The following is a 19,589-nucleotide window of genomic DNA, read 5'->3' on the forward strand; positions in this document are numbered from 1 at the left end:
GCGCGGATCTCCTAGAAGCTCAGGCTGGCGTCGACGGCCTCGAGGACCCGGTCGACGTCGGGGAGGAAGTCGTCCTCCATGTGGGCGGGCGGGTACGGCAGGTTGTACGCGCCGACGCGCAGCACGGGGGCCTCGAGGTCGTAGAAGCACTCCTCGGTGATGGTCGCGGCGATCTCGGCGCCGATCCCCAGGAACGTCGACGCCTCGTGGACGACCACGACGCGGTGGGACGCCGCGGCGACCTTGCGCAGGGTCGGGACGTCGAGCGGCGAGATGGTGCGCAGGTCGACCACCCCGACCGAGAAGCCGTCCTCGCGCGCCGCGTCGGCGGCGGCCAGGGCCGTCGCCACGGTGGGACCGTGCGCGACGAGCGTGCAGTCCGTCCCCTCGCGCAGCACGGCGGCCTCGTGCAGCGAGCGGCTCGGCTCGTCGAGCACCTCGCCCTTGTCCCAGTAGCGCCGCTTGGGCTCGTAGAAGATGACGGGGTCGTCGGACGCGATCGCCTGCTGGATCATGTGGAACGCGTCGTCGGGGTTCGAGCACGACACGACCCGCAGACCGGCCGTGTGGGCGAAGTAGGCCTCGTTCGACTCCGAGTGGTGCTCGACGGCGCCGATGCCACCGCCGACGGGGATGCGGATGACGATCGGCAGCGACAGGCGCCCCTGCGACCGCGCGCGCATCTTGGCGAGCTGGCTGACGATCTGGTCGAAGGCCGGGTACACGAAGCCGTCGAACTGGATCTCGCAGACGGGGCGGTACCCGCGCAGGGCCAGCCCGATCGCGGTGCCGACGATGCCCGACTCGGCCAGCGGGGTGTCGACGACGCGGTCGGTGCCGAACTCGGCCGCCAGCCCGTCGGTCACGCGGAACACGCCGCCCAGCGCGGCGATGTCCTCGCCCATGACGAGCACCTTCTCGTCGCGCGCCATCGCTGCGCGCAGCCCCGCGTTGATCGCCGCACCGAGGGCGTACCGGGTGCCCATCAGGCCACCGTCCGGTCACGGCGCGCGACGTGCTGAGCCCGCTCGGACTCCATGACGGGGTGCGGCTCGGCGTACGTGTGGTCGAAGACGACGGCGAGGTCGTCGCCGTGCAGCGTCTTGCACTGCTCGCGCACCTCGGCGGCGAACGCCTCCTCGCGCGCCTGCAGCTCGTCGAAGTAGGTGTCGTCGACACCCGAGCTGCGCAGGAGCCGCTCGAGGCGGACGATGGGGTCCTTCGCCTGCCACCCGGCCAGCTCGTCGTCGGTGCGATAGCGCTTCGGGTCGTCCGAGCTCGAGTGGCCCGCGAGCCGATACGTCTGGGCCTCGATCAGCGCTGGCCCCTCGCCCGCGCGCACCCGGGCCACCGCGTGCTGCGTGACCGCGTGCACGGCGAGGACGTCGTTGCCGTCGACGTGGTAGCCGGCCAGCCCGAAGCCGGCGGCCCGCACGTGCAGCGGTGTCCGCATCTGCGTGGCCGTGGGGGTCGAGATTGCCCACTGGTTGTTCTGGCAGAAGAACACGACGGGCAGGCCGCCGGCCGCCGCCCAGTTGAAGGCCTCGTTCACGTCGCCCTGGCTGGCCGCGCCGTCTCCGAAGTAGGTCATGACGACCTCGTCGGAGCGATCGAGCCGCACGCCCGTGGCGTAGCCCGTCGCGTGCAGGGTCTGGGTGCCGAGCACCAGCGAGTTGATGTGGACGTTCGACTCGGCCGGATCCCAGCCCGAGTGGGCGACGCCCCGCCACTGCCGCATGATGTCGGCCGGTGAGATGCCGCGGCACAGCGCGACGGCGTGCTCGCGATAGCTCGGGAACACGCGGTCGGAGAGCTGCAGCGCACGCACCGAGCCGACCTGCGCGGCCTCCTGCCCCCACGCCATGAGCCACAGGTGCAGCTCGCCCTGGCGCTGGAGCGCGAGCCCCTCCTGGTCGAGCCGGCGGGCCAGCACCATGTCGGCGTGCAGGTCCTTGGCCAGGTCGAGGTCGACGCCCACCTCGCGGCCGGCCGCGGTGAGGTCGCCGTGCTCGTCGACGAGCTGGAACGGGGGCGTCGAGGTCGGGTCCGTCTGCTGGGCGGCGAGGAGCGTGGCGAGGGGCGAGATGGTGGTCACGGACGAGGTCCCTTCGGACGTGCCGGGCATCGGATCGGCGGCGAGCATGGTCGGGTGCACGGCCATCTCAGGCCGTCCGTCCCGCCGCGAGACGGCGGTCGACGACGCCGCGAGCGGCCTCCGACGTCGTGACGTCCTGGTCGAGCGCCGCGCGGATGACCTCGCCGACCGTGTGCTCGATGCGCCTCACCTGGGCCAGGACGTCCTCCCGGCGCTCGTTCGTGAGCTCGCCGCCGACCTGGATGAGACCGCCGGCGTTGGCCATGTAGTCCGGGACCCACAGGATCGACCTCTCCTTGAGCTGCCGTGCGACGCTCGCCTCGGCGAGCTGGTTGTTCGCCGCACCGCAGACGACGGTCGCGGCGAGTTGGTCGACCGTGGTGGCCGACAGGCTCGCGCCCAGCGCGCACGGTGCGTAGACGTCGAGCCTCTCCGCCAGCACCGACTCCGCCCGCTGCACCTTCGACGCCGACTCGCGCAGGTCGTCGAGGGCGGACGGGCGGGGGTCGGAGACGACGACCCGCGCGCCGACCGCGAGCAGCAGCGTCACGAGGTGGCGCCCCACCTTGCCGACGCCCTCCACGCCGACGACCTTGTCGGCAAGACCGTTGCCGCCCCAGGACACCGCGGCAGCGGCCTGCATCGCCGAGAAGACGCCGAGGGCCGTCGCGTAGCCGCTGTCACCCGAGCCGCCGGCCGTCGTGGTCCGTCCCACGACGTGGCTGCTGGTCCGCCCGATGACGTCGAGATCCGCCGACGTCGTCCCCACGTCGGCAGCCGTGTAGTACCGGCCGCCCAGCGACTCGACGAACCGGCCGTACGCCTCGAGCAGGGCCTCGGTCCTGACGGTGGCCGGGTCGCCGATGATGACGGCCTTCGCGCCACCGAGAGGCATGCCTGCCGCAGCCGCCTTGTACGTCATCCCCTCCGACAGGCGCAGCGCGTCGGTCAGCGCCAGCGACTCGTGCGCGTACGGGTAGAAGCGCGTGCCGCCGAGCCCCGGGCCGAGGGTCGTGTCGTGGATCGCGATGATCGCCCGCAGACCTGTCGGCTCGTCCCGGCAGAAGACGATCTGCTCGTGGCCGGCGTCGCGCAGCTCATCGGCGCGCTCGAAGACGGCGAGGGGGTCGGAGGGGTGGTCGAGAGTGCTCGTGCTCATGGCGACGCATCTTTCGTCGAGTAGCCGTCCGCGCTCGTGGCACGTCAGGTCACGGATGAGTGTCCTGTGGGTCACACTGGACAATTCGTTGCTCAATAGTGGAAAGTCTGAGACGCAGCGTCAACAGTTCGCGTCACAACTAAGCAAGACGCCAACCACGTGAGCACTTTCTCTCCAGGAGGTTGTCAGGATGTCAACGATCGACCGCCTCGACGCCGAGATCATCCGCCTGCTCACGGCCGATGCCCGGGCCGGTGTCGCCGAGATGGCCGAGACGCTCAGCGTCAGCCGCAACACGGTGCAGCTGCGCATGACCAGGCTGTTCGACACCGGCGTGCTCAGCTTTCGACCGATCATCGACTTCGCGGCGGTGGGGCTGCCGCTGCAGGCTCTCGTCAGCGTCGAGCTCGACCAGCGCCTGCTCGACAGCATCATCCGGCGTCTGGCCGACCTTCCCGAGGTCGTCGAGGTGCGCATCCAGGCCGGTCGAGAGGACATCCTGGTCCCGGTGGCGATCGCCTCGCTAGCGGCTCTCCAGGAGCTCACGGCCTCGATCGTGGCCATCGAGGGCGTGCGCAAGACGACGTCGACCTTCCACGTCTCGACCCCTGTGCCGTTCCGGGTGCAGCCCCTCCTGCAGAAGCTCACCGAGGATGCGGGGTGGGGTCGCTCCACCCCGGCCGTCCTCGACTGAGGACGGCCGGTCGAGGCCCGCACGCGGCGCGTCGCCTGTCGTGGTCCGCTCGGCGTTTGCGCGACACGGGACCATTCCGCCGACCCCTCGCCGCGACCGACCATGATCGGATGAATCTCAGTGCGGACGCCATCGTCGTCGGGGCCGGTGTCATCGGCTCCTCGACCGCCCTCGAGCTCGCGCGCGCAGGCCTGCGGGTCGTCGTCGTCGACCGGCTCCACGGTCCCGGGCAGGGCTCGACGAGCGCCTCGAGCGCCGTGGTCCGGTTCAACTACTCGATCTTCCCCAGCGTCGCGGCGGCCTGGGAGTCCAAGCACTGCTGGGAGGACTGGGCCGGCCACCTCGGCATGGTCGACCCAGCGGGGATGGCCGGCTTCCGGCGCACCGGGATGGTCTTCCTCGACGTCGACCTGGCGCCCACCGAGAAGGTCGTGCCCCTGTTCGACCGGGCCGGCGTGCCCTACGAGCGGTGGGACGCGGCGACCCTCGCTGCCCGCGTGCCCGGCCTCGACCCGGGTCGCTTCTGGCCTCCCAAGCAGCTCGACGACGACGCCTTCTGGGCCGATCCGGCCGGCTCTCTCGGCGCCCTGTGGACGCCCGACGGCGGCTACGTCGACGACCCGATGCTGGCGGCCGCGAACCTGGCCGCCGCGGCGCGCGAGGCCGGGGCCCAGTTCCTGTTCCGCACCGAGGTGACGGCGGTGCGGCAGACGGGCGACCGCGTCACGGGCATCGACCTGGCGGACGGGGGCCGCGTGGACGCCCCGGTCGTCGTCAACGTCGCCGGCCCCTGGTCGCCGGCGTTCAACCAGATGGCCGGCGTGGGCGACGACTTCACGATCACGACCCGGCCCATGCGTCAGGAGGTGCACCACGTGACGGCGCCTCCCGGTTTCAACGACGGCGACCGCATCGGCCCGGTCGTGGCCGACCTCGACCTCGGCACCTACGTGCGCGGCGCACCCGGCGACGGCTTCTACGTCGGCGGCACCGAGCCCGAGTGCGATCCGCTCCCCTGGATCGACGACCCGGACGGCGCCAACCTCGACCCCACGCGCGCCGCGTTCGAGGCGCAGGTCACCCGTGCCGCGCGGCGGTTCGGCGAGCTGGGGGTGCCGTCCAAGGTGCGGGGCATCGCCGGCGTCTACGACGTGTCGTCCGACTGGACGCCGATCTACGACCGCACCTCGCTCGACGGCTTCTACGTCGCGATCGGCACGAGCGGCAACCAGTTCAAGAACGCCCCGGTCGCCGGCCAGTTCATGCGCGACATCGTGCTGGCGGTCGAGAGCGGGCACGACCACGACAGCGATCCCGTCCAGTATCGCGGCGAGCGCACCGGGCTCACGGTCGACCTCGGCGCGTACTCCCGCCGGCGCCCGGTCAACGCCGAGTCCAGCGGGACGGTCATGGGCTGACCCCTCCCGCCCCAGGCGGTGCCTACGCCACCGAAAGACCGAAGCGGTGGGTCCACCACCGTATGAGCCGCTTTTCCGGCCCATACGGGGGTGGTCCCCCCGGGCATTGCCGGGCCGGGGCGCACGCACCCCCCGTCGGGGGGGGGACCCCCCCTTTTTTTTCGCTTCTCCCGCCCCTTCGGGGGGTGCCCCCACCGCTCTTGCCCGGACGGTGGCACACGCACCGCCCGGGCGAGGGCGTCAGTCCGCGGCGATAACCTTGCCGGGGTTGAGGATGCCGTGCGGGTCGAGCGCGGCCTTCACTGCGCGGTGCATGTCCATCACCGCCGGCGGCAGCTCGGCGGCCAGGCCGTCCATCTTGAGCAGGCCGACGCCGTGCTCGCCCGTCACCGTGCCGCCCAGGGCCAGCGCTGCCGCGATGATCTCCTCGAAGGCCCGCTGGGCACGCGCCCTGGCCTCGTCGTCGCCCCGCGGCGTGACGAGCAGGGGGTGCAGGTTGCCGTCGCCTGCGTGGGCGATGTTGGCGATCAGGGTGTCGTGCTTCGCGCCGATCGCCTCGATGCGGGCCAGCATCTCCGGCACCGCGGCCTTGGGCACGCAGACGTCCTCGGTGAGCACGGGGCCCAGCCGCTCGAGGGCCGGATAGGCCAGGCGGCGGGCGTCGAACAGGGCGTCCGCCTCGGCCTGGTCGGTCGACCGAGCCGCCCAGGTGGCGCCGGCCTGCTCGAAGCACGCGCGGATGGCCTCGGCCTCCTCGTCGCCTGCCACGCCGGGGACGTCGCACCGCGCCAGCAGGACGACGTCGGCCTCGACCGCCAGGCCCATCTTCTTCCACGCATCGACCGCCTCGAGGCAGTGCCGGTCGATGAGCTCGAGCGCGGACGGGACGAGGCCGGCCGCACCCACGGCCGCGACGGCACGCCCGGCGTCGACGATGGACGAGAAGTAGCCGGCGACGGTGCGCTCCGGCGGACGCTGCGGGCGCAGCTTGAGCGTGACCTCGGTGATGACGCCGAGCGTGCCCTCCGAGCCGACCATCAGTCGGGCGAGGTCGTAGCCCGCGACGCCCTTGGCCGTCCGCCGCCCGAGCCGGACCAGCTCGCCGGTGCCGGTGACGACCTGCATCCCGAGCACGTAGTCGGCCGTGACGCCGTACTTCACGCAGCAGAGACCACCCGCATTGGTCGCGACGTTGCCGCCGATCGTCGACCACGGGGCCGAGGCGGGGTCAGGTGGGTACCAGAGGCCGTGCTCGGCGACCGCGGCACGCAGGTGGTCGTTGACGACACCCGGCTGCACCACGGCCAGCCGCTCGACGGCGTCGATCTCGCTGATCGTCGTCATGGCCTCGGTCGACAGCACGACGCAACCGTCGACCGCGTTGGCGCCACCCGACAGCCCCGTGCCGGCACCGCGGGGCACCACGGGCACGTCGAACTCGATGCACGCGCGCACGACCTCCTGCACCTCCTCGGCGGTACGCGGCCGGACGAGGACCAGGGGCGCCCCGTGGGGCGCCCACTCGGCCTCGTCGTGCGAGTAGCTCGCCGTCACTCCGGGGTCGAGCTGGAGACGGTCGGCCGGGATCCGCTCCCGCAGGCGGTCGAGCAGCGTCATGCAGCAGTCGTCCAGCACGTGCGCATGAAGCTGAGGAAGGACGGCTGCAGACCCGTGAGGTGGGTCTCGCCCAGCACCTGCGTCGTCAGCGTCAGCCCCGAGTCGCCGGAGCGCACGGCCTCGACGAAGTCGGCGAACCCACGTCCGAGCTGGCGGTAGATGGGCATGTCGCCGGTCATCTCCGGACCGTTGATCGTGAGGTGGAGACGCTTGCCGCTGAGGTCGAGAGGCTGCTCGAGCAGCGTGAGCGCCTGGCTCTCGGTCGACGCGATGCCGGGGCTGCCCGCGCCGTAGGCGGCGAACAGGAAGCACCCCGTCAGCAGGGCGTACAGGGTGAACAGGCCGCCGTAGGAGTACCCGAACAGGCCGTGGCCCTCGTGGGCGACGCGGAACCGGCGGGCGATCTCGGGGTGGAGCTCGTCGGTGATGAACGACAAGAACGCGTCGGCCCGCGTGCCCGAGAGCTCCGCGAGATAGGCATCGGCCGCCTCGCGGGTCATCAGCTGGTTCTCCACAGCCGCCTCCAGCGACCCGCGCATCGCCGGCGGGACGGGCTCGCCCGGCGGCACGAGGTCACGGTTGCGCACGCGACCCCAGTCGTCGGCGTCAGCGCCCGCGTAGCCGATCGTCACCTGCAGGTAGGGATCGATGCGGAGCAGCAGATCGCTCTGCATGACGGCCAGTGGCGCCGTCTGCCCCACGCTCAAGTTGCCGTCGGTCACGTACAGGACGGGATAGGCCACGTCCGCGTCCTGCTCGTAGGTCGGGGACTTCGTCACCCAGACCGCGAACCGAGCGCCCACCGCCGTCGAGTCCATCTCGAAGTACTCGGTCGCGCCGAACACCTGGGTGGGGGTCATGGCGGAGACGGCTCCGTCCTCCTGCTGATCGGCGCGGTCGACTGTGTCGGTCATACATTGCTCCTTGGGTCGTTGCTGGCACGGACAGCCGGCTGGTTCAGCCCAGCCGGTTCTTGACGAGGTCGCCGCCGCGCATGATGAGGTCCAGGTGCTGGCCCTCGGCCGCGAGCAGACCGACGTCCTTCAACGGGTCGCCGTCGACGACGATCAGGTCGGCAAGGGCATCGGGCTGCACGCAGCCCAGGCTGCCCTCCTGCATGAGGATCTCCGCGCCGACCGAGGTCGCCTGGCGCAACAGCTCGAGCGGCGAGAAGACCTCGCGACGCAGCGTGAACTCCCGGGTCTGCTGCGGGTAGAAGCCCGCCAGCAGGTCGGTGCCGAAGCCCAGCTTGACGCCGGCGCTGCGCATCACGTCGAGCCCGGCCATCGAGTCGTCGTAGACCGCACGCAGCTTGTCCATGCGGTCGCCGGGCAGGCCCATCTCGAGCCCCTGCTCGACGAGCGAGTAGAGGCAGACCATGGTGGGCACGACGTAGGCTCCGCGCTCGGCGACGAAGGCGGCCGTCTCGGCGTCGATCTGCGCGGCGTGCTCGATGCAGCGCACCCCGAACTCGACCGACCGACGGGTCGACTCGCTCGTCAGGCAGTGGGCCGACACGTAGGTGCGGCGCTCGACGCACTCCTGGACGATCGCGCGGATCTCGTCCTCGCGGAACTGGTTCATCCAGATCGGGTCGCTCGGCGACATCACGCCGCCCGAGGCCACGATCTTGATGCAGTGGGCTCCGCGGCGCAGCTCCTCGCGCGCGGCCTTGATGCACTCGTCGACGCCGTCGGCGATCACGCCGGCCCAGTTCATGGCGTCGCACGAGCAGTACCCGTGCGTGTGGTGCTTCTCGTTGGGGGTGCGGTAGTCGACGTGACCACCGGTCATCGACAGGATCTTGCCGGCGTAGAAGAAGCGAGGCGCACGGACGAGTCCGTCCGCGATGGCGGCCGCGAGAGGGTAGTCACCGCCGCCGATGTCGCGCACCGTGGTGAATCCGCTGTCGAGCGCGTGGCCGAGCTTCTTGATCGCGTAGGCCGTGCGGTAGGGCGCGTCGCGGTCGTTGAGCACGCGAGGGTCGAGGTCGGAGAAGTACGAGTGGACGTGCATGTCGATCAGGCCGGGCATCAGGGTCTTGCCGGCGACGTCGATCCGCCGGACGTCGTCCGCCCGGATGGGACGGTCGGAGACCTCGCGGATCGTCCCGCCCTCGACGAGCACCGACATGCCGTCGGGGCACTCCTCGGACACGCCGTCGAACACTCGGGCGTTCTCCAGAATGATCTGCGTCATCGTTGCCACTCTCTCTCGCCCCGGATCGATGCCAGGTGGGATCCTTCCGCTACGCCCGGGGGCACGTCCACTTCCTCGACACTCACAACTCTCCCCTCGCTGCGCCACGGCGGCGGTGGCCGGCCTGATCGAACCAGCATCGCCTGACGCGACCGCGCGACGGAGTAGCCACGTGTCGCGACTTCCCGCGCGGATGATCGACTGCTGTCATCCTCGCCGATCGCCGGACCTGATCACGCCGGTCCCGGGATCGAGGCGAGCAGCTCGCGTGTGTACGCCGAGGCGGGGTTCGCGAAGACGTCGGCCGTCGGTCCCTGCTCGACGATGCGGCCCCCGGCCATCACCGCGACGTGGGTCGCCACGTACCGCACCACCGCGAGGTTGTGGGAGATGAACAGCACCGTCAGGCCGGTCTCGCGCTGCATCTCCCTGACGAGGTTCAAGATGGCGCCCTGGACGGACACGTCGAGGGCCGAGGTGATCTCGTCGGCGAGGACCACCGAAGGTCGTCCGGCCAGGGCTCGCGCGATGGCGACCCGCTGCCGCTGCCCTCCCGAGAGCCGGCTCGGGGCGTCCGCCGCCCGATCGGGGTCCAGGTGGACGAGCTGGACCAGGCGGGCGATCTCGGCCGCCCGCGGCCCACGCCCAAGCCGGTCGGGCAGGGCCTCGGCGATGCTCCGGCCGATGCTCATCCGCGGGTCGAGCGACGAGAACGGGTCCTGGAAGACCATCTGGATCGGCCGGCGGCGCCCTCGGTGCCTCACGGGCTGGCCGTCGAGCAGGATGCGCCCACCGTCCAGTGGCGCGAGCCCGACCGCGGCCCGCGCGAGGGTCGACTTCCCCGATCCCGACTCGCCCACGAGCCCCATGATCTGGCCCTCCGGCACGGTCAGGCTGACACGGTCCAGGACGGTGTGGTGCCCGTACCGGACCGTGACGTCCTCGAAGTCCAACCGGCTCATCGGGCCTCCTCCTCGATGCGGACGTCGAGGGCGACGTCGGCGTGCCAGCACGCCACGCTGCCGATCGCGTCGGCCACCAGCACGGGGTCGTCCTGCCGACAGCGCTCGGTCGCCAGGGGGCAGCGGGCGGCGTACGCGCAGCCGTCCGGGACGTTCCGGGGGTCGACGGGCTGGCCCGGGATGGTCGTCAGGGGGGCGTCGAGATCGGTCGCCATGTCGGGGACCGCACCGATGAGCGCACGGGTGTAGGGGTGTCGCGCCTTCGTGCGCAGGTCGGCGGACGGGAGGTCCTCCACGATCCGGCCGGCGTACATGACGAGCACGCGGTCGCAGACGCTCGACACGACCGAGACGTCGTGGCTGATCAGCAGGATCGCCGTGCCGTGGTCGCGGCGGGTCTCCTGCAGCAGGTCGAGCACCTGGCGCTGCACGGTCATGTCGAGAGCGGTGGTGGGCTCGTCGGCGACGATCAGTCGGGGCGTGCCCATGAGCCCCATCGCGATCATGGTGCGCTGGCGCATGCCGCCCGAGAACTCGTGCGGGTGCTGACGCGCGCGGCGCTCGGGATCTGCCAGGTGGACGGCTCGGAGGCGGTCGACCGCCCGGTCCGACGCCTCCTGCCGGGTCAGGCCCTGGTGACGGCGTGCCGCCTCGACGAGCTGGCTCCCGATGCGCATGACGGGGTTGAGCGAGCTCATGGGGTCCTGGAACACCACGGCGAGGGACGTGCCCAGCAGCGCGTCGTGGTCGGAGCGGGCGCCGGCCTGCAGGTCGGTCTCGCAGAACGTGAGCCGCTCGGCCGTGACCCGTCCGGGCTCCTCGAGCAGCTGCGCGACGGCGAGCGCCGTCATCGACTTGCCCGAACCGGACTCGCCGACGACCCCGACGGCCTCGCCGGTCCGCAGGGTGAGCGAGACGCCGCGCACCGGTGAGATCGGGCCCTCCGGCCCCGGGAAGGAGACGTGCAGGTCGCGGACGTCGAGCACGTCGGCGACGCGGGCGTGCTCCTCGTCACCGCTCCCGCTCGGTCGGACGGTGACCGGCGCCGCGGGCGACGTCCACCTGCTCCTGCTCCGCGACTTCGCCCCGAAGGTGCCGGCGGCCGCCTCGCCCGTCAGGTTGAACGCGAGCCCCGTGACCACGAAGGCGATCCCGGGAAGCAACGCGGCGAGCGGATTGGTGTAGATGCTGCCGAGCCCGTCCTGCATCAGACGTCCCCAGTCGTACTGCGGCGGCTGCACGCCGATGCCGAGGAACGACAGCCCGCCGAAGGCCAGCAGCACGCTGCTCGCGGTGACGGTGGCGTTGACCACGAGGGGCTCGGCGACGTTGGGCAGCACGTGGCGCACGATGACGCGCACCGGGTTGACGCCGGAGATGCGCGCCGCCGCTACGTAGTCCCGCTCGGCGATGCCCGCGCCCAGGGTGTGCACGAGCCGCGCGAAGGGGGACGCGATCGCGACGCCGATGGCAAGGACGGCGCTGGACGTGCTGACGCCGAGGATGACGGCCAGGAACAGCACCATCAGCAGGCTCGGGAAGCCGAGCAGCACGTTGAGGAACGCCACCATGATCCGGCCCAGGCGCCGCGGGAGGAGGAGCGGAGCCAGGCCCAGCAGCAGGCCGAGGCCGACGCCGAGCGCGGTGGCCAGCAACGTCAGGACGATCGAGAGACGGGTCGCGACGAGGGTCCGGAAGAAGATGTCGCGACCGAGGTCGTCGGTGCCCGCCCAGTGCTGCGACGACGGCCCCGAGAGGATGTCGCCCGTGTCGGTCGCCGTCGCGCGGTCACCCCAGAGCAGTGGCGCGAGGACGGCGAGCAGCAGCAGGATCGTCAGCAAGGCGATGCCGACGATCCCGACGGGGGTGCGCAGCACCTGGGGCCAGTGGCGACGCATCACGAGTCTCCGATCGTCGAGCGTGGGTCGAGGGCGGCCACAGCCACGTCGACGAGGGTGTTGGCCAGGAGCGCGATCGCGCCGTAGACGAGGACGGAGCCCTGCACCAGCGGGTAGTCCCGGCTCCGGATCGAGGAGACGATGGTGCTGCCCAGGCCCGGCCAGGCGAAGACGTTCTCGACCAGCACCGTGCCGGCGACCATGGCCGCGAACATGATGCCGCTCAGCGTGAGGGTCGCGGTCACGGCGTTGGGCAGCGCGTGGCGCAGGTTGATGCGCAGCGAGCTGAGCCGCTTGGACCGGGCGGTACGGACGTAGTCGGCGTCCAGCACGGCCAGCATCTCCACGCGGACGATGCGTGACATCACGGCGGCCGGACCGATGGACAGCGCCAGCACCGGCAGCACGAAGGACCCGATGCCGTCCCTGCCGGCGGCCGGGAGGATGCCCAGGTTGACCGCGACCACCGCGACCAGCGCGACGGAGACGACGAACTCCGGGATCGAGCTGAGCACGATGCTGGTGCCCACGAAGCTGAGCTCCGCGCGGCGCCGACGCCCCCGCCGCGTGGCGACGGCCATGGCGACGCCCACCGGGATCGCGATCGCGAACGTGAGCAGGAAGGCCGGCACCGCCAGCGAGAGCGTCCCCAGCAGCCGTTGCACGATCGTGTCCGCCACGGGGAGCTGGGTGAGGATGGACTCGCCCAGGTCCCCCGTGAACAGGTTCCCCAGATAGCGCAGGTACTGCTCCAGCAGCGGGTCGTCGAGACCCAGCTGCGCCCGCCTGCTCGCGACGAGGTCGGGAGGCGCGTTGGTGCCGAGCGCGGCACGCACCGGATCGCCCGGCACGAGCTGGATCATCAGGAACGACGCCGTCACCAGGACCCACAGCGAGATCAGCAGCCGCCTCACGCGCCGGCCGGCGAACGTCCACCACCGCCCCCGCGGCCGACTCACCGCCTGCTGGACCTCGGCCTGCTGGATCACCACGTCCTGGACCTCCACGGGCGGGTCAGCCCAGCATTCTGATGCTCGTCGGCACCGTGAGGACGCCGGCACGCTTGAGCTCCGCGTTCTTGTGGAACGTCAGGATGGTGATGTTCGAGAACGGGACGATGTCGACGTCGCGCAGGAGCGCCGCCTCGGCTGCCTTCCAGTCCGAGCAGCTGTCGTTGCCGACCTTGGTCAACGCCGACTTCACGCTGGCGTCGTAGTCGGGGTTGTCCATCGACGCGAGGTTGTTGCCGCCCTTGGCCGGGGAGGGACCCGAGAAGAAGGGCACGACCACCTGCGGGGTCGGTGCCTTCGGCGACGACCAGGTGACGTCCCAGTCACCGGTGGAGAACAGGGCCGCCGTCTGCTCGGTGACGTCCAGCGGGGTGGCGTCGACCTTCACGCCGAGCTTCTTCCACGCCGCGACCGCCAGCTCTGAGGCGGCGGTCTGGCCGGGTCCCTGGCTGCTGTAGATGAACTTGATGGCCAGCTTCTTGCCGTCCTTGGCGAGGATGCCATCGCCGCCCTTGGTCCAGCCGTCCTCGGCCAGGGCCTTCGCCGCCGCCGCCGGATCGGTGCCCGGCAGGTTGCCCTTGACCGAGTTGTAGCCGCACACGCCGGGGTCGTAGACGGCCACGGCGGTGGGGGCCGAGCCTCGGCCCGGGGCAATCACGGTGCGCAGCTCGTCCAGGTCGAGTGCCTGGGTGAGCGCCTTGCGGACGACGGGGTCGCTGCCGACGCGGCCGGGGGCCTGGTTGTACCACTGGTGCGCGTAGGCGCTCTGCGTCTTGACCGCATCGATGCCCGACTTCGCGAGCCGGTCGCCATCGGGGCCGAAGAACGAGGCCGCGTTGGCCTGACCGCCGAGGACGAGGTTGGCGCTCGTGGTCTCGTTGGCGACGATCTTGAGCACGACCTTCGCGGGCGTGCCCGGCTCGGACGTCGCGGCACCGCCCGGTCCCCAGGTGTAGCCCTTGCGCACGGCGAGGGTGTAGTGGTCGCCCGGCACCGACTCGGTCACGGTGAACGGGCCGGTCCCGGCGCTGCCGGCCTTGAGGCTGCCCCTGTCCTTCATGCCCGACTCGCACACCATCGGCAGGCGACCGAAGCCCGCGACGACGAACGGTGCCGGCGTGGGGAGCGTGACGGTGACCGTCGACCCGGAGGCGCTGGCGGTCGCGTCGGCCGGCACGTACACCCCGCGGAACGGGCTCGCGTTCTTGATGTCGGCGACGTACGCGATGTTGTCGACGACGGTCTGGGCATCGAACGTCGAGCCGTCCGAACAGGTGACGCCGTCGCGGATCTCGAAGGTGACGGCCTTCTCGGTGACCTCCCACGACGAGGCGAGCTGCGGCTTGACCTCTCCGCTGTCGTCGGTCGCCACGAGGGTGTCGTACGCGAAGGGGGCGAACTCCGCCGCGAGGAACGAGGCCTGCGGATCGAGGTTGCCCGGGTCGCTCACGGTGGCCATCGTGAACGTCTCACCGCTGACGTACTCGCCGCTGCCGCCGGAGTCGGACGAGCCGCCGCAGGCGGCGAGACCGCCGGCGACGAGGAGCGTCGCGGTCGCCACCGCCGCTCGCGTGCGGAGTCGGTGGGGCTCCCGGCCATTGATCGCTCGGGTCTCGGTCGTACGCATGAGCACACCTCTTCGTAGAAGCGCGGGACGGGGCCCGCGACGTGAGACGTGAGGACTGCCGGCATGAGCGGCGGCGGCCTGACGTTCCGGGAATCGTCGCCCAGCCCGCCGGACGCCAGCCAGAGACATCCGTCGCGAGAAGCGGCCCGCCTACGCGACACCTGTCAGGCCACACCGGTCCCGCACGCCGCATAGCGTGGGTCGACAGGCCGAAGGAACAGGACGGTACCGTGAGACCTCGCACCGGAGAGGACGCCGCCGCGCCCGATCGACGTCACGGGTCGGCCACATCGACGACCATGGACTTCGACACCCTGCAGGCCATCGTGGACGATCTCGCCGACCGTCTGCAACGGTCCGTCGCCGTGGACGACACCTCGATCCGGCTCGTGGCCTCGAGCCGCCACTTCGGCGAGGAGGACGAGCTGAGGTCGAGCTCGATCCTCAACCGCGAGGTGCCCGGCGAGGTCGTCGAACGCATCCTCGGCGTCGGCATCGCCGACTGGACCGAGCCCGGCTGGGTCGAGGAGGTCGACCTGGGCGTGACGCGCAGGCTGTGCGTACCCGTCCGATACCAGGGCCTGTCGCTCGGTTTCCTCTGGCTCATCGAGTGGGCCGGCCACCCGATCCCCACCGAGGACGTCGACCGGGCGGTCGTCGCCGCGCAGCAGGCCGGGGTGCTGCTCTACCGTGGCCGACTCATGCGTGAACGGCTGCGCAACCGCCACGAGGCCGTGCTGCGCGAGCTGGTCAGCTCCGACGAGGCGGCCCGGGCGCAGGCCGTCGAAGACCTGCGGGCCGAGCAGGTCTTCCCCGAGCACCCGCAGCCCTACCAGGTGCTCGCCGTCCGGACGACGACCTTGGCCAGCACCACGACGGGCGACCCCGAGCTGCAGCTGGCGGTGCAGGAGGCCTCGGGACGCCTGCCGTCCGGGACGGTCATGGTGGTGGCAGGCCCCGCGCGGGCCTGGCTCCTGCTCGCGGGGGCCGAGCCGTGGTCGGACCTGCGCATCGCGTCGCTGCGCCAGCACATCTCCGAGCGGCTGGGCGGCGGCGGGTCGGGCGACGCCGACGTGACCTTCGGGCTGGGCGACGTCGTCACCGAGCTGGACGACCTTCACGTGTCGTACCGACAGGCGCTGATGGCCGCGCGTGCCGCCGACCTGGTCTCCTCGTTCTCGCCGTTCGCGCGATGGACCGATCTCGGGCCCTACCAGCTGCTGCTGCGGATGACGAGCAGCGACATCGCCGCGGTGTCGTCCGTCCCGGCCCTGCAGGCCCTCGAGGCGGCCGACCACCACGGCATCCTGCTCGAGTCGCTCGAGTGCTTCCTCGACCACGCCGGCGACGTGCGCCGCGCGGCCGGTGTGCTGTTCGTGCACCGCGCCACGTTCTACCAGCGTCTCCGGCGCATCGAGGAGGTCACGGGCTGCGACCTCGGCTCCGGCTCCGACCGCCTGATGCTGCACCTCGCGCTCAAGATCCGCGCCCTGGCACCGGGAGCCAGACCGCTCGATCGGTGACGTCCCGGCGGCCGCCCCGCCGCGGCTCACCCGATCCGCGCCAGCTCGTTCTTGTGGAACCGGCCGGCCTTCATGATCACGGGGAGCGTCGCACCGCGGTGGCCCAGTACGGTGACGTCAATCAGCGGGTCGCCGTCCACGACGAGCAGGTCGGCATGTGCGCCCGGAGCGACGACGCCGAGACGCCCCTCCTCCTGCAGGATCTCCGCGGCCGTGCTGGTGGCGGAGACGAGGATGTCGTAGCCGTTGAGCACCTCGCTCCGCAGCGCGAACTCATCACCCTGGCGCTCGTGGCTGGCGCCGAGCAGATCGGTGCCGAACCCGACCTTCACGCCCGCCTCCTTGAACCGGCCCAATCCCTCGAGCATCGCATCGAGGGCGCCCCCGAGCTTGCGCTGGCTCACCTCGGGCAGCCCCAGCGCCGCACCGTCGTCCTGCAGCGCCTTCACGACCGCCAGCGTCGGCACGACGTACGTCCGGTTGTCGGCCAGCACCCCAGCGGTCTCCGGGCTGACGAACGTCCCGTGCTCGATGCAGCGCACCCCGAGGTCCGACGCCCGTCGGATGGCCGCGTCCGGGTGACAGTGCGCGAAGATGTAGCTGCCGCGCACATCGGCCTCCTCCACCGCAGCGAGGATCTCGGCATCGGTGAACTGCAGGGCGTCGAGAGGATCACTCGGCGACGCCACGCCCCCGGACGCCATGATCTTGATCGCGCGAGCACCCCGACGGAACTCCTCGCGCACGGCACGTCGCACGGCGTCCGGCCCGTCGGCGATCGCGGTGAACCGCTCGTGACGAGGCGGACAGCACTCGCACCCCGAGAGGTCCTGCTGCGAGCCGGCCCGGAAGTCACCGTGTCCGCCGGTCTGCGAGATGTAGCGGCCCGAGTGGTAGAACCGCGGTGACGCGATCCAGTCCTGCTCGATCGCGCGGGCGAAGCCCGCGTCGGTCCCTCCGGCGTCGCGCAGCGTCGTGAAGCCGTGGTCCAGGCTGGTCTGCAGGAACCGTGCCGCGAACATCGCGTAGTACTCGGTGGGCTGCTGCGCCAACCGGGTGACGTCGAGGTCGGCCGCCCAGATGTGCACGTGCAGGTCGATCAGACCCGGCATGAGCGTTCGCCCACCGACCTCGACGACGGTGTCGAACGATCCCTGGATCGGTGCGTCCGAGACGGCACGGATGATCCCGTCCTCCACCAGGACGTGTCCGGGGCGACGGCCGGGGTTCACACCGTCGAAGATCTGGGCGTCGCGGAACAATGTCGTGGTCATGCTGGCTCCTGGTGGTGGGGGACGATGCCTGACGGAGGGGTCCTCATCACTCGGCGACTCTCACGTCAGACGATGGTGCGAGGTGGGTTGACGGACGGCCAGCACGCCCTCAGGTAGCTGTAGTAGGAGGCCACCGATCCCGTGGCGTGCGACTCGTGGGCCATCACGCGGCTGGAGTACGTGAGTCCCCGCAAGGGAGTCTGAGCGAGGCGACCGAGCAGCTGTGTCGTGCCGGCGCCGATGAGTCGCTGGTAGTAGGGCGACACCGTCAGCTCGGACTCGCACACCGTGACGTGCAGCTCGCGACCGGCGTGGTCGGCGTCGCTGGCATGCTCCTGGTCGTAGCGGTGCAGCACCTGGGACGTGTCCGGCAGGATGCCGGGGCTGCCCACGCCGATGCGGGAGAAGATGGTGCGCTGCATGGCCACCCAGGCGGCGAAGAGACCGCCGTAGGAGTATCCGTGCAGTCCGAGGCGAGTCTCGTCGACGCGGAGCTCGGCGGCGATCAAGGGGTGGAGCTCCTCGGCGAGGAACGCCAGGAAGCGGTCGGCTGCCGGGTGGCGCAGATTGTGCAGGTAGTACGCCGCATCGGGCTCCGCCAGCAGGTTGGCGGCTACGAGGCTCTCCATGGCCTCCTCGCTCGCGTTGGCGGGGTCCAGCGGCTCGCCCGGGGGTACGAGGTCGCGCGCACGCACCGCGAGCATGCGACCGGCATCGTGGCCCGTGTACCCGACCTGGACCTGGATGAGGGGTTCGATGGGGTTGATGGGGTCGTCGCTGAGAAGGGAGTTGACGGTGGTGGGCGCAGACTTGTTGCCGTCCGGTTGGTACACGACCGGGTACCGGCGATCCGGGTGCTTGTCGTACGCGGGGGGAACGGTCACCCACACGGCGAACCTGGCCTCCGCCGCCTGCGACTCGACCTCGTAGTACCGCGTGGCGGGAAGCACGCTCCTCAAGCTGGCCTCGATCGGCTCCAGGCCCGTCATGCGGCTCCTCCCACACCCGTGGACCTCAGGGTCGTGCTGCTCATCGTCGGCATCCTCCGGCTCTTCTTCGATGGACTCTTCTTCGACGGAAGGGATCGCCCGGCCCGTGCGGGACCGTCATCCGAGTGTCGTGGTGATCGAGCGGACGATCCATGGACGCTCGTCGCGTGAATGCCCGGCCCCGAGCGACACGGGCTGGTGGGGCTCACAGGCCCCAGGCCTTCGCACGGACGTTCGCCATGGCGACGGAGAGGTCCGCGCCGAAGAAGGCGTGTCCCTTCCCGGGCAGCTCGTGCAGCGTCGCGTGCGGCATGAGGCTGGCCATCGCCCGCGCCGCTCCGATCGAGCAGCTCGCGTCGTTGGTGCCGTGCCACAGGTCCGTCGGAGCGCGAACCTCCTCGAGCGCGAAGCCCCACGGGCGCCCGATGGCGCGGAACTCGTCGCACACGGCGGACCAGCTCTTCAAGGCCTCCTCGGCGCCCTCCAGGAGGAAGACGGACCGAGGATCGTCCATGGCCTCGCGGTCGTCCGCAGACATCTTCGCGGCGCTGCGCCTCATCAGCCGCTCGGCACGAGCAGCATTGCCGAGCATGAGCTTCATCGGGGCCACCGTCGCGCCGATCAGCCAGGGCGCGTTCCGCGCCAGCACCACCGTCGACCGCATGAGCGGGTTGAGCTCGCGTCGCTCCGACGCCTCCGAGGACGGCCCGAAGCTGGAGATCAGCGTCAGCGTCGAGACGCGTGGACCCAGGACGTGAGCGGCCGCCAGCGCGTGCGGGCCGCCGCCCGACTGACCCGCCAGAGCGACCCGGTCCAGGCCCAGGCCATCGGCCAGCTCGGCCACGTCGTGGCCGTATCGCACCAGCGACCGGTGACGATCGCGCGTGGACCGGCCGTACCCGGGCTTGTCGATCGAGATGAGCTTCACCCCGTTCGTGGCGGCGGCATCGGCGAACGCGAGCCCCCCGATCGCGCTCGAGGGCGAGCCGACCGTGAACAGCAGCGGCACGCCGTCAGGATCTCCCGCCTCGATGTAGGACATCACTCGTCCGTCGCTGAGAGTCGTCGTCCGCCGCTCGGGAACGGTCGTCATGGTGCCTCCTGGGGGTGTGCTGGTCACGAGA

At 71.2% G+C, this 19,589-nt stretch carries 16 protein-coding genes; 3 read left to right on the forward strand and 13 right to left on the reverse strand.

Annotated elements, in window-relative coordinates:
* Nucleotides 1-11: 11 nt before the first annotated feature.
* The 3 genes from DX116_RS04550 to DX116_RS04560 form a co-directional block, all read right to left on the reverse strand.
* Nucleotides 12-986, reverse strand: coding sequence for an alpha-ketoacid dehydrogenase subunit beta (locus DX116_RS04550; RefSeq protein WP_119702986.1), 975 nt, complete (start codon nt 984-986; stop codon nt 12-14).
* Nucleotides 986-2,095 (reverse strand): thiamine pyrophosphate-dependent enzyme, encoded by a 1,110-nt coding sequence (locus DX116_RS04555; protein ID WP_199715928.1) that lies wholly within the window; start codon nt 2,093-2,095, stop codon nt 986-988. The genes DX116_RS04550 and DX116_RS04555 overlap by 1 nt, the downstream gene beginning before the upstream one ends.
* Nucleotides 2,096-2,162: 67 nt before the next feature.
* Nucleotides 2,163-3,254, reverse strand: a complete 1,092-nt coding sequence (locus DX116_RS04560; RefSeq protein WP_119702987.1) for a Glu/Leu/Phe/Val dehydrogenase dimerization domain-containing protein — start codon at nt 3,252-3,254, stop codon at nt 2,163-2,165.
* A 190-nt stretch (nt 3,255-3,444) separates the two neighbouring features.
* Between DX116_RS04560 and DX116_RS04565 the strand changes: the two genes are divergently transcribed.
* Nucleotides 3,445-3,948 carry an Lrp/AsnC family transcriptional regulator gene (locus tag DX116_RS04565; protein WP_119702988.1) on the forward strand — a complete coding sequence of 168 codons (504 nt, stop codon included), beginning with the start codon at nt 3,445-3,447 and terminating at the stop codon, nt 3,946-3,948.
* Nucleotides 3,949-4,058: 110 nt separating this feature from the next.
* Complete coding sequence (locus DX116_RS04570) at nt 4,059-5,366, forward strand: NAD(P)/FAD-dependent oxidoreductase (RefSeq protein ID WP_119702989.1); 1,308 nt, start codon at nt 4,059-4,061, stop codon at nt 5,364-5,366.
* 240 nt (nt 5,367-5,606) lie between these two features.
* Here DX116_RS04570 and DX116_RS04575 read toward each other — a convergent pair whose 3' ends face one another.
* From DX116_RS04575 to DX116_RS04605, 7 genes are all read right to left on the reverse strand, one after another.
* A complete protein-coding gene (locus DX116_RS04575; RefSeq protein ID WP_119702990.1) occupies nt 5,607-6,983 on the reverse strand; it encodes an FAD-binding oxidoreductase in 1,377 nt (458 codons plus the stop codon).
* Nucleotides 6,980-7,897, reverse strand: coding sequence for an alpha/beta hydrolase (locus tag DX116_RS04580; RefSeq protein WP_233556564.1), 918 nt, complete (start codon nt 7,895-7,897; stop codon nt 6,980-6,982). Before DX116_RS04580 ends, DX116_RS04575 begins: the two co-directional genes overlap by 4 nt.
* 43 nt (nt 7,898-7,940) lie before the next feature.
* A complete protein-coding gene (locus DX116_RS04585; RefSeq protein ID WP_119702991.1) occupies nt 7,941-9,182 on the reverse strand; it encodes a metal-dependent hydrolase family protein in 1,242 nt (413 codons plus the stop codon).
* Between the two features lie 233 nt (nt 9,183-9,415).
* Entirely contained in the window at nt 9,416-10,144 is a 729-nt protein-coding gene (locus tag DX116_RS04590) for an ABC transporter ATP-binding protein (protein WP_119702992.1), read from the reverse strand.
* The gene (locus DX116_RS04595; protein ID WP_119702993.1) at nt 10,141-12,042 is read right to left on the reverse strand and encodes a dipeptide/oligopeptide/nickel ABC transporter permease/ATP-binding protein; all 1,902 of its coding nucleotides are present in this window, start codon (nt 12,040-12,042) and stop codon (nt 10,141-10,143) included. The genes DX116_RS04590 and DX116_RS04595 overlap by 4 nt, the downstream gene beginning before the upstream one ends.
* Nucleotides 12,042-13,034 carry an ABC transporter permease gene (locus tag DX116_RS04600; protein WP_233556565.1) on the reverse strand — a complete coding sequence of 331 codons (993 nt, stop codon included), beginning with the start codon at nt 13,032-13,034 and terminating at the stop codon, nt 12,042-12,044. Before DX116_RS04600 ends, DX116_RS04595 begins: the two co-directional genes overlap by 1 nt.
* A gap of 22 nt (nt 13,035-13,056) precedes the next feature.
* On the reverse strand, nt 13,057-14,679 hold the full coding sequence (locus DX116_RS04605) for an ABC transporter substrate-binding protein (RefSeq protein ID WP_158591891.1): 1,623 nt from the start codon (nt 14,677-14,679) through the stop codon (nt 13,057-13,059).
* Nucleotides 14,680-14,978: 299 nt separating this feature from the next.
* Here DX116_RS04605 and DX116_RS04610 point away from each other — a divergent pair, with 299 nt between their 5' ends.
* A complete protein-coding gene (locus tag DX116_RS04610) occupies nt 14,979-16,202 on the forward strand; it encodes a PucR family transcriptional regulator (protein WP_119702995.1) in 1,224 nt (407 codons plus the stop codon).
* A 26-nt stretch (nt 16,203-16,228) separates the two neighbouring features.
* Here DX116_RS04610 and DX116_RS04615 read toward each other — a convergent pair whose 3' ends face one another.
* The 3 genes from DX116_RS04615 to DX116_RS04625 form a co-directional block, all read right to left on the reverse strand.
* Entirely contained in the window at nt 16,229-17,476 is a 1,248-nt protein-coding gene (locus DX116_RS04615; RefSeq protein WP_119702996.1) for a metal-dependent hydrolase family protein, read from the reverse strand.
* A 65-nt stretch (nt 17,477-17,541) separates the two neighbouring features.
* Nucleotides 17,542-18,465: an alpha/beta hydrolase gene (locus tag DX116_RS04620; RefSeq protein WP_119702997.1), complete on the reverse strand. Its 924-nt coding sequence runs from the start codon at nt 18,463-18,465 to the stop codon at nt 17,542-17,544.
* Between the two features lie 205 nt (nt 18,466-18,670).
* Nucleotides 18,671-19,558, reverse strand: a complete 888-nt coding sequence (locus DX116_RS04625; RefSeq protein WP_119702998.1) for an alpha/beta fold hydrolase — start codon at nt 19,556-19,558, stop codon at nt 18,671-18,673.
* Between the last annotated feature and the right edge of the window lie 31 nt (nt 19,559-19,589).

Source organism: Aeromicrobium endophyticum, from assembly GCF_003586285.1.
GTDB lineage: Bacteria > Actinomycetota > Actinomycetes > Propionibacteriales > Nocardioidaceae > Aeromicrobium > Aeromicrobium endophyticum.

Bases quoted from the DNA above. Each gene is read 5' to 3' on its own strand.
- DX116_RS04565 (WP_119702988.1), top strand. From the start codon at position 3,445: ATGTCAACGATCGACCGCCTCGACGCCGAGATCATCCGCCTGCTCACG.
- DX116_RS04590 (WP_119702992.1), bottom strand. From the start codon at position 10,144: ATGAGCCGGTTGGACTTCGAGGACGTCACGGTCCGGTACGGGCACCAC.
- DX116_RS04625 (WP_119702998.1), bottom strand. From the start codon at position 19,558: ATGACGACCGTTCCCGAGCGGCGGACGACGACTCTCAGCGACGGACGA.
- DX116_RS04595 (WP_119702993.1), bottom strand. From the start codon at position 12,042: ATGCGTCGCCACTGGCCCCAGGTGCTGCGCACCCCCGTCGGGATCGTC.
- DX116_RS04570 (WP_119702989.1), top strand. From the start codon at position 4,059: ATGAATCTCAGTGCGGACGCCATCGTCGTCGGGGCCGGTGTCATCGGC.
- DX116_RS04605 (WP_158591891.1), bottom strand. From the start codon at position 14,679: ATGCGTACGACCGAGACCCGAGCGATCAATGGCCGGGAGCCCCACCGA.
- DX116_RS04550 (WP_119702986.1), bottom strand. From the start codon at position 986: ATGGGCACCCGGTACGCCCTCGGTGCGGCGATCAACGCGGGGCTGCGC.
- DX116_RS04585 (WP_119702991.1), bottom strand. From the start codon at position 9,182: ATGACGCAGATCATTCTGGAGAACGCCCGAGTGTTCGACGGCGTGTCC.
- DX116_RS04560 (WP_119702987.1), bottom strand. From the start codon at position 3,254: ATGAGCACGAGCACTCTCGACCACCCCTCCGACCCCCTCGCCGTCTTC.
- DX116_RS04610 (WP_119702995.1), top strand. From the start codon at position 14,979: ATGGACTTCGACACCCTGCAGGCCATCGTGGACGATCTCGCCGACCGT.
- DX116_RS04615 (WP_119702996.1), bottom strand. From the start codon at position 17,476: ATGACCACGACATTGTTCCGCGACGCCCAGATCTTCGACGGTGTGAAC.
- DX116_RS04575 (WP_119702990.1), bottom strand. From the start codon at position 6,983: ATGACGCTGCTCGACCGCCTGCGGGAGCGGATCCCGGCCGACCGTCTC.
- DX116_RS04580 (WP_233556564.1), bottom strand. From the start codon at position 7,897: ATGACCGACACAGTCGACCGCGCCGATCAGCAGGAGGACGGAGCCGTC.
- DX116_RS04620 (WP_119702997.1), bottom strand. From the start codon at position 18,465: ATGACGGGCCTGGAGCCGATCGAGGCCAGCTTGAGGAGCGTGCTTCCC.